This window comes from Pseudomonas sp. CGJS7, assembly GCF_036961695.1.
Genome location: NZ_JBAMDI010000017.1, coordinates 110,964 through 121,436, shown reverse-complemented (window position 1 = coordinate 121,436; position 10,473 = coordinate 110,964). Strand labels below are relative to the sequence as shown.

Here is a 10,473-nt window from a genome sequence, read left to right as displayed (position 1 = left end):
AATTTCCACCCGCCGTTCACCGTTGCCACCGCCACCGTATTCGCGGGTAAACCCGCTCCTACACACGTATCGGTGGTTGGGGAAAGGCCGCCGTAGGAGCGGGTTCACCCGCGAAGAGGCCGGCCCTGCTGGCCAATTTCCACCGGCCGTTCACCGTTGCCGCCGCCACCGTATTCGCGGGTAAACCCGCTCCTACACACCGATCAATACACATCCCGCCGATACCGCCCATCCTCGATCAACTGCTGTACAGCAGCTTCACCCAGCATGCCTTTGAGCGCCGCATCCACCCCCGCTGCCATGCCTTGCAGGCTGCCGCAGACATACACGCAAGCCCCGTCGGCCACCCAGCGCTTGAAGTCCTCGGCCTGCTCCAGCATCACGTCCTGCACATACACCTTCTCAGCCTGATCGCGTGAGAACGCCAGGTCCAGCCGTGCCAGGTCGCCGTTGTCCAGCCAAGCGTGCAGCTCATCGCCACACAGCAAGTCATGCGCCCGGTTACGCTCACCGAACAGCAGCCAGTTGCGCTGCTCACCGGCATTGACCCTGGCGCGCAACAGGCTGCGAAGGCCCGCCAGGCCAGTACCGTTGCCGATCAGGATCATCGGCGCAGTAGCCTCAGGCAGATGGAAGCCACTGTTACGCCGCAGGCGCAGGCTCAGGGTGCCATTCATTGGCAGGTATTCGGTCAGCCAGCCAGAGCCCAAGCCAAGGCTGCCGTCTGGGTGGCGTTCCTGGCGCACGATCAGCTCCAGCACACCATCGCTGGCGATCGAGGCGATGGAGTATTCGCGGCTGCCGATTGGCGCCAGTGCATCGACCAGCGCTTGTGGCTGCAAGCCGATCAGGTGGTCGCGGCGCGTCGGCAGTTGGCGGCCAGCGAGTGCCTGGGCAAGGGTTTCGCTCAGGCCATTCACCTGCACCTGGCTGCTGGCGTCCAGTGCCATGCCCTTGAGGAACGCGTCGATCCGTGGCTGCCCATTCAGCGGCAGTATCTCTACCAGATCGCCGGCTTCCCAGCTTGCAGGCTCTGCAGCCAGCAGGCCAAGCAGGTACACCGGTTGGCCTTGGCTGCCGGGGTTGAGCAGTTCGCGGCGCACCAGCGACCAGTTGGCAAAGGTTGGCGGCTGCCAGGCGGCCACCGGCTGGACACCGGTCAGTTGCGCCAGCTCCTGCTGCCATTGCTGCAGGGCGGCCTGGTCGGCGTTGTCCACTTCCACCGGGCTGAATGCACTGCTGGCACCGCGCTCTCCCAGCCACGCCTGGAGGCGACGAGCGAAACCGCAGAAGTGCGGGTACTGACGATCACCGAGGGCAAGCAGGGCATAGTTGAGGTTGTTGAGTGCCCAAGGCTGGCCGAGCACCTTGCGCTCGAAGGCGCGAGCGCTGTCGGGCGCTTCGCCGTCGCCGAAGGTACTCACCACGAAGAGCGCGCGATGGGCCTGGCGCAAGTCGTTTTCACCCAGCTCGGCAAGGGCGCGCACCTGAACGGGCTGGCCAGCTGCCTGCAGCTGCTCGGCGCTCTGCCAGGCCAACTGTTCGGCAAAGCCACTCTGGCTGGCAAAGCCGATCAGCCAGCCCTCGCCATTGCCGCTGTTGGCGACGTTGCCACGGGCTGCACGCACCTGACGTTTCTTGCGGCGGCGGTCGAGGTACAGCAGCCAGCCGGTGACGAAGAACAACGGCATGGTGAGACTGGCAATGGTGACGATGATGCGCCCCGGCAAGCCGAAGTATTCGCCGACGTGCAAGGCGTAAACACTCTGCAGTAGCTGCGCCTTGAAGGACTTGTCGGTGTAGCGGTCGTGCTTTTTAACCTGGCCAGTGGCCGGGTCCAGCACCAGGGTATTGAAGGCACGCGGGTGCGCAGCGTTGTCGAGCAGGTAGAACAGGTTGGCCGGCTGACCACCAGCGGGCGGCAGGCGCAGGTTGTAGGTGGACAGGCCTGGGCCCGCGGCGTCCTTGAGGTTGGCCCAGATGGCGTCGTAGTCCACCACCAGCGGCGGCGCATTCCTGTCGACGTTCTGCGGCCCGTGCCGGCCACGGCCTTCACCCCGTTTTTGCTGCTGGCCCGCAGCCGGCGCGTCGGCCAGCAGCTTGTTCAGGCCTTCACGGTACCACTCATAGGACCAGAACAGCCCGGTCAGGGCGAACAGAAGATAGAACAGCAGGCACCAGGTGCCGGCAACGGCGTGCAGGTCCCAGTTGAAGGCGCGGCCTTTCTTGGCCCAGTCGAAGGTCAGCCAGGTACGCCAGTCCAGCGCTTTGCGCGGCCAGCGCAGGTAAAGGCCGGACAGGCAGAAGAACACCAGCATCAGGGTGCAGGCCCCGGTGATTTGCCGGCCAGTATCGCCCATGGCGAGGAAGCGGTGCAGCTTGAGCATGAGGTTGAAGAAGCCTTGCCCGGCCGCTTCGCCCTTGAGTTCGCCGGTGTACGGGTCGGCATAGCGCAGCTCGCCACGGCGTTCGCCCGGTGCGGGCATGAAGAAGATCCGTGCAGCGTTGCCTTCGCGCACGTCGACCCACAGCATCGACACCTTGTCCTGTTGCTGGGCTTCGACCCGCTTAACCAACTCGGCCGGCGGCAGCACGCCTTCGGCGCGTACTTCCACCTTGAGTACATCGGCATTGAATGCGCGCAGCAGTTCTTCCTGGAACGAGTACAGCGCCCCGGTAATGCCCATCAAGGCCAGCACCAGGCCAGCGGTGATGCCAAAGAACCAGTGCAATTGGAACAGCGTCTTCTTCACCACGTTTCTCACCTTGAGTTGCTACCGCGACCAGCGCGGCGTGCATTATGCCTTGATACGCAAAAGCCCCGCTCACGGGAATGAACGGGGCCGGGAGGGCTGCTTTTCGTGTTGTCTGTGCGGGCCTCTTCGCGGCTAAAGCCGCTCCTGCACCGGCAACGCAGGAGCGGCTTTAGCCGCGAAAGGGCCGGCACAGGCGCAGCCCTTCAACAGATCAACCCAACCCTGACGTCAGAAGTGCACGCTGGTGGTCAGCAGCGCCGTCCGCCCGGCCGCCTGGTTGGCGAAGTGGGTAGAGAAGGCCTTGTCGTAGTACACCTCGTTGGTCAGGTTCTGCACGTTCAGTTGCAGGTCGACGTTCTTGGTCAGCTTGTAGGCGGCCATGGCGTCGTAGCGTACGTAGCTGTCGACCATGGTGGTGTTGGCCACGCTGCCGTACACGTCATCCACGTAGAACGCACCACCGCCCACGGTCAGCTTTGGCGTGATCGAGTAGGTGGTCCACAGGCTGGCGCTGTTGTTCGGCGTGTTCGGCAGCTGGTTGCCGTCGTTGGCCTTGCCCACCGGGCCGCCGTCGATCTGGCGAGCCTGCATGTAGGTGTAGCCGGCGAATACCTGCCACTTGTCGGTCAGCTTGCCGCTGGCCGACAGTTCGATACCTTGAACCCGGGTCTCGCCAATGTTCTCGTAGGTATTGGTGTTGACCTGGACCCGGGCGTTTTCCTTCTCGGTGCGGAACAGCGCGGCAGTCAGCGACAGACGTTGGTCAAGCAGGTCCCACTTGGTACCAATCTCGTAGTTGGTGGTTTCTTCCGGCTCCATGTCGCTGCCCAGCAGGTTGCCGTTACGGTCTGGCGTGCCGCCCAGCGGGTTGCCTTCGGTACCTTCGCCAAGCATGGCGCCAGGTGGCGTGGCGGAGGTGGCATAGGACACGTAGATGCTGCCGTTTTCGGCCGGCTTCCACACCAGGCCCAGCTGGCCGGTGACGAACTCGCTGACATCTTTGCCTTTGGCGGTGGTGGTGCCAGCGGCGTTGTAGGTCTTGTAGTCGGTGTCAAAGTGGTCGTAGCGCAGGCCCATGTTGACCAGCCACTCCGGGGTAAGCTCCAGGGTGTCGAACACGTAGATTGCACGGGTCTTGCTGTTGGTGGTGGTGCCGGCATAGTTGCGCGAGATGGCACCGTTCCACGGATCATCCGGGTTCGGGTTACTCAGCGAGGTGCAGTTGTAGCCACTGGTGGCGCCGATCATGCCTGGGGTGCAGTTGCTGTTGGCAGACCCGCCTGGCACGGTGTCGGTGTCGACGGTGTAGCTTGAGCGCTCGCTCTCTTCACGGCTCAGTTCGATACCGGTCGAGAAGCTGTTTTTCATGCCGCCAACGTAGAACTCGCCGAACAGATCGGTCTGGTTGGTGGTAGTGGCGGTGTTGCCGACACGGGTGTTGGCGCGGCGCCAGACACTGCCGTTGTTGACGTTGCCCTTGCTGTCGTCGGGCTGGGTCAGGATGTAGTCCTGCATGCTGTTGCCGTGACGCAGGGTGTTCTTGATGGTCAGCGAGTCGGTCAGGTCGTGCTCGACGGCGAAGGTTGCGATATCCACTCGGGTCTTGCGGAAGTCGCGGCCGGTCAGGCCGTAGAAGTTGTCACTGTCGCCGCCATCATTCGGCTTGCTCGGGTGTGCCGAGGTGCGCCCGGCGCTGCCGTTGGTCGGGATGGTGTAAGGGATGCCCGAATCCGGCAGGTCGTCGCTTTCCAGGTGGTAGTAGTCGAGGTTGACGCGGGTCGGCGTGCCCAGGCCAAAGGCCAGCGACGGGGCGATACCCCAGCGGTCGTAGTTGACCTTGTCGCGGCCGGCGACGTTGCTTTCGTGGGTCATCAGGTTCAGGCGGCCGGCAACGGTATCGCTGAACTGGTAGTTGCCATCGAAGGTGTAGCGCTGGGTCTGGTCGCTGCCCCAGGTCCAGGCACCGTCCAGCGAGTTGCCCAGATGCGCGCGCTTGCTTACCAGATTGATGGTACCGCCGGCCGCGCCGCGGCCACCGATGGCCGAGTTCGGCCCCTTGGCCACTTCAACAGATTCGATGGCGAAGATTTCGCGGGTTTGGGCGCCAGTGTCACGCACGCCGTCCAGGTAAGTATCGCCCTGGGCGTCGAAGCCGCGGATGAACGGGCGGTCACCTTGCGGGTTGCCGCCTTCGCCAGCGCCGAAAGTAATGCCGGGCACGGTGCGCAGGGCATCCTGCAGGGTCAGGGCGTTGGTGTCCTTGATCACTTGCTGCGGGATAACGGTTACCGAGCGCGGGGTGTCTACCAGCGGCGCGGTGTACTTCTGCGAGGCGGCCTTCTCCACCTTGTAATCGGTGCTGGCTTGTTCAGCCTTGCCGTTGACGCTGGTGGCATCGAGGGTGATGGCGCTGTTGGCGGCCGGATCGGCGGCATAGACCGACGAGGCACTCAGGGCGACACCGATGGCAGACACGATCAGGCGTGGCGAACTCACAGCAGATGGTACGTACTGGCGCATTGCAAAGAACCTTCCCCAAGGTATTGAGGCGGTGGATCTTAATGTAAGCAATTTTGACTAACAATTGAGAGTCGTTACCATTCGTGAAGAATTTACAATCTTTACAATTTGTCTTTACGGTTTCATGCCGCTGAAACGTCTTAAGCGGCGAATGGGGCTTGTGTAGCGCAAAAGGGAATCAATATCATTGCGCCTTTACATTTACTAACGGTGCTGTTGCCATGCTGCTTCACATCCCAGGCCTGTTCGACGCTGATGAACTGGCCCGTATCCGCGAGGCGCTGGAGCGGGCCGACTGGGCCGATGGCAAGGTTACGGCGGGTTATCAGTCGGCCAAGGCCAAGCACAACCTGCAGCTGCCGGAAGGCCATGCACTGGCCAAGGAAATCGGCACTGCGCTGATCGACCGCCTGTGGAAGACCCCGCGCTTCATGTCGGCAGCCTTGCCGCACAAGGTGTTCCCGCCGCTGATCAACTGCTACCGCGATGGCGGCAACTTTGGTTTCCACATCGACAATGCCCTGCGCCAGCCCAAGGGCAGCCCGGAGCGGGTGCGTACCGACCTGTCTTCCACGCTGTTCCTCAGCGACCCGGAAAGCTACGACGGCGGTGAGCTGGTGATCCAGGACACCTATGGCGTGCAGCAGATCAAGCTGGCCGCCGGTGACATGGTGCTGTACCCCGGCACAAGCCTGCACAAGGTCAACCCGGTGACCCGTGGCCAACGCTATGCCGCATTCTTCTGGACCCAGAGCCTGGTGCGCGATGACAGCCAGCGGGCGCTGCTGTTCGAGATGGACAATGCAATCCAGCAGCTGACTGCCGATGTGCCGGACCATCCTTCGCTGTTGCAGCTGACGGGCACCTACCATAATTTGCTGCGCCGCTGGGCTGAGGTCTGAGCCGTGTCCTACCTGCTGCGACGTGAGGAAGTGGTGGATGTGGCCGGCTTGCAGGCCATGCTCGAGGAAACCCCCGGCAAGGCCGCCCAGGCGATTCTGGCGGCAGCGGGGCAGGGCGTGGTCGAGGCGCAGTTGCTGCTGGGGCAGATCCTGCTGGATGGGCGTGGCATCCAGCAGGATGCCACGGTTGCCCGGCGTTGGTTCGGTATCGCTGCACAGAGTGGCAGTGCCATGGCGCACAACATGCTCGGGCGTTGCCTGGAGCATGGCTGGGGCGGCGAGGTGAGTTTGGTGCAGGCGGCCGTTCACTACGCCCGTGCGGCCGACTCCGGGTTGGACTGGGGCCTGTATAACCTGGGCAACCTTCTGGCGACCGGGCGTGGGGTGCCGGCCAATCAGGCGCAGGCACTGATGTGCTACGAGAAGGCTGCGCAGCTGGGGCATGCCAAGTCGATGAACCTGTATGGGCGTTACCTGGAGCAGGGCATTGCCACGGCGCCCAGCCCGGCGCGGGCGGTGCGCTGGTATCGGCGTTCGGCCGAGGCGGGGGATTTTCGTGGGATGTTCAGCCTGGCGCTGGTGCTGGTCGAGCGTGGGCAGGTGGCTGAGGCCGCGCCTTGGCTGGAGCGGGCGCGGATCGAGGGCAACATGAACTTCCTGCGTGCGGCGCTGGTGACCTTGCAGGAGGCGGGGCCGGCGCTCATGACCTTTGCCGGGCGCTATGCCGAGGAGATCGAACGGCGTGGTGAGTGAGGTTGACTGTGCTGGCCAATTTCCACTGGCCGTTCACCGTTGCCACCGCCGCCGTATTCGCGGGTAAACCCGCTCCTACACACGCATCGGTGGTTGGGCGCAGGCCGTCGTAGGAGCGGGTTCACCCGCGAAAGGGCCGGGCCTGCTGGCCAATCTCCACCCGCCGTTCACCGTTGCCGCCGCCATCGTATTCGCGGGTAAACCCGCTCCTACACACGGATCGGTGGTTGGGCGCAGGGCGTTGTACGGTTTACCCGCAAAGAGGCCAGCATCGACAGCACACAAATGAAAACGGGGCCTTTCGGCCCCGTTGTGCATTACAGGTAGTAAGCCTTCAGCGGCGGGAAACCGTTGAATTCCACTGCGCTGTAGCTGGTGGTGTAGGCGCCGGTCGACAGCCAGTACAGGCGGTCACCGATGGCCAGGTTCAGCGGCAGCCCGTACTTGTAGTTCTCGTACATGATGTCGGCGCTGTCGCAGGTCGGGCCGGCGATGACCACTTCTTCGGCTTCGCCTTTCTTCTCGGTCCAGATCGGGAACTTGATGGCTTCGTCCATGGTTTCGATCAGGCCGGAGAACTTGCCCACGTCGGTGTAGATCCAGCGCTCGACGGCGGTACGCGACTTGCGTGCGACCAGCACCACTTCGCTGACCAGGATGCCGGCGTTGGCGATCAGCGAACGGCCGGGCTCGAGGATGATTTCCGGCAGTTCGTCACCGAAGTCTTCCTTGAGGAAGCGGATGATTTCTTCGGCGTAGGTTTCCAGGCTGTTGGTACGGGTGATGTAGTTGGCCGGGAAGCCACCACCCATGTTGATCAGCTTCAGTTCGATGCCGTCTTCTTCTTTCAGACGTTCGAAGATTACCTTGACCTTAGCGATGGCGGCGTCCCACACGCTGATGTCGCGTTGCTGCGAGCCCACGTGGAAGGAGATGCCATAAGGCACCAGGCCCAGGTCGCGGGCGAGGATCAGCAGGTCCATGGCCATGTCGGTCTGGCAGCCGAACTTGCGGGACAGTGGCCAGTCGGCAGTGGTGGAGCCTTCAGTCAGAATACGCACATACACTTTCGAGCCCGGTGCGGCCTTGGCGATGTTGCGCAGGTCGGCTTCCGAGTCGGTGGCATACAGGCGCACGCCCTTCTCGTAGAAGTAGCGGATGTCCTTGGACTTCTTGATGGTGTTGCCGTAGCTGATGCGGTCGGCGCTGACACCGCGGCCCATCACTTTGTCCAGCTCGTAGATCGAGGCGATGTCGAAGCTCGAACCTTTCTCTTTGAGCAGGTCGATGATTTCAACGGCCGGGTTGGCCTTGACCGCGTAGTAGACCTTGGCGAATTCGAAACCGGCGCGCAGGTCGTCGTACGCCTGGCTGATCATCTGGGTGTCGATGAGTACGAACGGGGTTTCCTGCTTGTCAGCGAACGCCTTCATTTTCTGGAAGGTTTCACGCGCGAAATAGTCTTCGACCTGGATCGACATGCTCAGGGACTCCATGGGCAAACTGAAAGATTAAGTGGCTGCAAACTGAACGTCCTCCGTATCCCCACTTTGGTTCGCCTACTCAGTACTTGAGCCGGATGGATCGTTTCCAGCATGGACGTTCGGCGCGCACTTTAGGGCGTGAAGAATGCAGAATCAACAGGCAATCCGGGCGTGATCGACGTGGATCGACGACCAGCCATTTGAATAACCGACTCGTGTGACCGGCTGATGTTCCCTGCGATCTTTCAAGCGTAAAAAATTGTGGAATGGAGCGTGTTGGGCCCTTCGCGGGCAAGCCCGCTCCTACAGGGGATACGCGTTCCATGTGGGAGCGGGCTTGCCCGCGAAAGGGCCGGAGGTGTTCATATTTATGGCCACATTTTCCTGGTACCCCCGTACAGGAAATCGCCCATAAATTTTTTGTTACCGACTGGCGGATTTGCTGCTTTTGATGAGAAACATTACTATTCGCACCCTTATCTGCCTCCCTGATGACCCCCGACCGTGTCCGGACACAAAGGCTTCCTCGACCACTACCATGAGCTGATCGGCACCTGGACGCGCAAGCTGCGCAGTCGTCAGCAGGCCGAGGACCTCACCCACGATGCCTTTGTCCGGGTACTGGAAACCCCGCGCGAGCAGGTTGAGCAGCCACGCGCCTACCTGCATCAGGCTGCGCGCAACATCGCTGTGGATGGCTTCCGTCGCGAGGACCGCCGCCAGGCGCTGGAGCGGGAAGCCTTCGAAGAAGGCGCAACCGGCAGTGGCGACCCGGAAGCCTACGTGCATGCCCTGGAGCTGGCCGACCGCGTCGAGCGCGCCCTGGCCGAGCTGCCACTCAACTGCCGGCAGGTGTTCATCTGGCAGAAGCTCGAAGGCCTGACCCAGGCCGAGATTGCCGAGCGCATGGGTTTGAGCAAGAACATGGTCGAAAAGTATATGATCCGCACGCTCCGGCACCTGCGTGAGCACCTGGATGTGTCGGCATGAAGAGTCAGGAGGCCTTTTCGATGAAACAGCACGGTACCGATGCCGTCCGCGAGCAGGCGGCCGCATGGTTCGCCCGCGTGCAGGATGCACCTCGGGATGCCGGGCTGCACAAGCAGTTGCGTGCCTGGTTGGCGAGCGACGAGCATCACCGGGAAGAATATGAGCATCTCTGCCGCGTGTGGCAGGCCGCCGACTTCATTCCACGCCAGCACCTGGAGGCGCTGTGCCGGCCAGACCCGGTGCAGCAGCTGCCACGACGGCGTTTCATGCGCCAGGCGTTGGCCGCCAGTGTCGCGGTAGTGGCGCTGGGCCTGGGCTGGACCGGCTGGCACCACCTGCAACTGAACCATCAGGGCAGCCTGCAGACGGCCTTCAATGAGCGCCGTCAGGTCGAACTGCCGGATGGCTCGCATCTGGAGCTCAATGGCAGCACGCAGTTGCAGGTGGAGTTCAGCGCCGGCCAGCGGCACGTGCGCCTGAACGCCGGGGAAGTGATGTTCAGCGTCGCCCATGACAGTAACCGGCCGTTTGTGGTCGACACTGCCCAGGGCAGTGTGATCGTCACAGGTACCCGCTTTGACGTCCGCCTGGACCCAGCCAGCACCCGTGTGGCGGTGGAACAGGGGTCGGTGCGGGTGCAGGGTAAGGGCGCCTCGCTGGCGCAACTGACGGCCGGGCAGGGGTCGCATATAGATGCACAGGGCCTGGTCGCCGCACCCTATGCGGTCAACACCGGCGCCATGACCGCATGGCGACAGGGCAAGCTGGTGTTCGACAACGCAACCCTCACCGAAGTAGTGGCCGAAACCTTGCGCTACCGTAGCCAGCCATTGCGGGTCGCCCCTGGGAAAGTCGCGCGGCTGCGCCTGTCCGGCACCTTCAGTACCAACGATACAGACGCTCTGCTGCGGGCTTTGCCGAGCATCCTGCCGGTGGCCATCAAGGCCCATGAAGACGGCTCCAGCGAAATAATCGCCAACTAGATTCAGGTTTTTTTTCACTCGTTCGTCTTCCTCGCCAGCTGCAACTGCCAAGCATTTCCATTTGCACGCGGTTGGCGTTTATTCC

Annotated in this window: 7 protein-coding genes; 4 read left to right on the top strand and 3 right to left on the bottom strand. The window is 62.6% G+C overall.

Translation table 11 applies throughout. The annotated features are described in order from the left end of the window. Positions 1-203: 203 nt before the first annotated feature. Together V7787_RS13370 and V7787_RS13365 are read right to left on the bottom strand one after the other, a co-directional pair. Positions 204-2,756: a PepSY domain-containing protein gene (locus tag V7787_RS13370; RefSeq protein WP_198748026.1), complete on the bottom strand. Its 2,553-nt coding sequence runs from the start codon at positions 2,754-2,756 to the stop codon at positions 204-206. 228 nt (positions 2,757-2,984) lie between these two features. Next, positions 2,985-5,276 carry a TonB-dependent siderophore receptor gene (locus V7787_RS13365; protein ID WP_198748027.1) on the bottom strand — a complete coding sequence of 764 codons (2,292 nt, stop codon included), beginning with the start codon at positions 5,274-5,276 and terminating at the stop codon, positions 2,985-2,987. A gap of 221 nt (positions 5,277-5,497) precedes the next feature. Here V7787_RS13365 and V7787_RS13360 point away from each other — a divergent pair, with 221 nt between their 5' ends. Beyond that, on the top strand, positions 5,498-6,178 hold the full coding sequence (locus tag V7787_RS13360) for a Fe2+-dependent dioxygenase (protein WP_003248502.1): 681 nt from the start codon (positions 5,498-5,500) through the stop codon (positions 6,176-6,178). Positions 6,179-6,181: 3 nt separating this feature from the next. Further along, complete coding sequence (locus V7787_RS13355; RefSeq protein WP_198748028.1) at positions 6,182-6,931, top strand: tetratricopeptide repeat protein; 750 nt, start codon at positions 6,182-6,184, stop codon at positions 6,929-6,931. Between the two features lie 317 nt (positions 6,932-7,248). Here the strand turns inward: V7787_RS13355 and V7787_RS13350 are convergent, their stop codons facing one another. After that, the gene (locus V7787_RS13350) at positions 7,249-8,412 is read right to left on the bottom strand and encodes a type III PLP-dependent enzyme (protein WP_003248498.1); all 1,164 of its coding nucleotides are present in this window, start codon (positions 8,410-8,412) and stop codon (positions 7,249-7,251) included. A 507-nt stretch (positions 8,413-8,919) separates the two neighbouring features. On the opposite strand from V7787_RS13350, the gene V7787_RS13345 reads away from it, so the two are divergent. Together V7787_RS13345 and V7787_RS13340 are read left to right on the top strand one after the other, a co-directional pair. Then, positions 8,920-9,405: an RNA polymerase sigma factor gene (locus V7787_RS13345; RefSeq protein WP_064492377.1), complete on the top strand. Its 486-nt coding sequence runs from the start codon at positions 8,920-8,922 to the stop codon at positions 9,403-9,405. A 20-nt stretch (positions 9,406-9,425) separates the two neighbouring features. Beyond that, on the top strand, positions 9,426-10,388 hold the full coding sequence (locus V7787_RS13340) for a FecR family protein (RefSeq protein WP_064492417.1): 963 nt from the start codon (positions 9,426-9,428) through the stop codon (positions 10,386-10,388). Positions 10,389-10,473 lie beyond the last annotated feature (85 nt).

Coding starts and splice junctions, on each gene's coding strand:
- V7787_RS13340 (WP_064492417.1), top strand. CDS start 9,426: ATGAAACAGCACGGTACCGATGCCGTCCGCGAGCAGGCGGCCGCATGG.
- V7787_RS13365 (WP_198748027.1), bottom strand. CDS start 5,276: ATGCGCCAGTACGTACCATCTGCTGTGAGTTCGCCACGCCTGATCGTG.
- V7787_RS13350 (WP_003248498.1), bottom strand. CDS start 8,412: ATGTCGATCCAGGTCGAAGACTATTTCGCGCGTGAAACCTTCCAGAAA.
- V7787_RS13360 (WP_003248502.1), top strand. CDS start 5,498: ATGCTGCTTCACATCCCAGGCCTGTTCGACGCTGATGAACTGGCCCGT.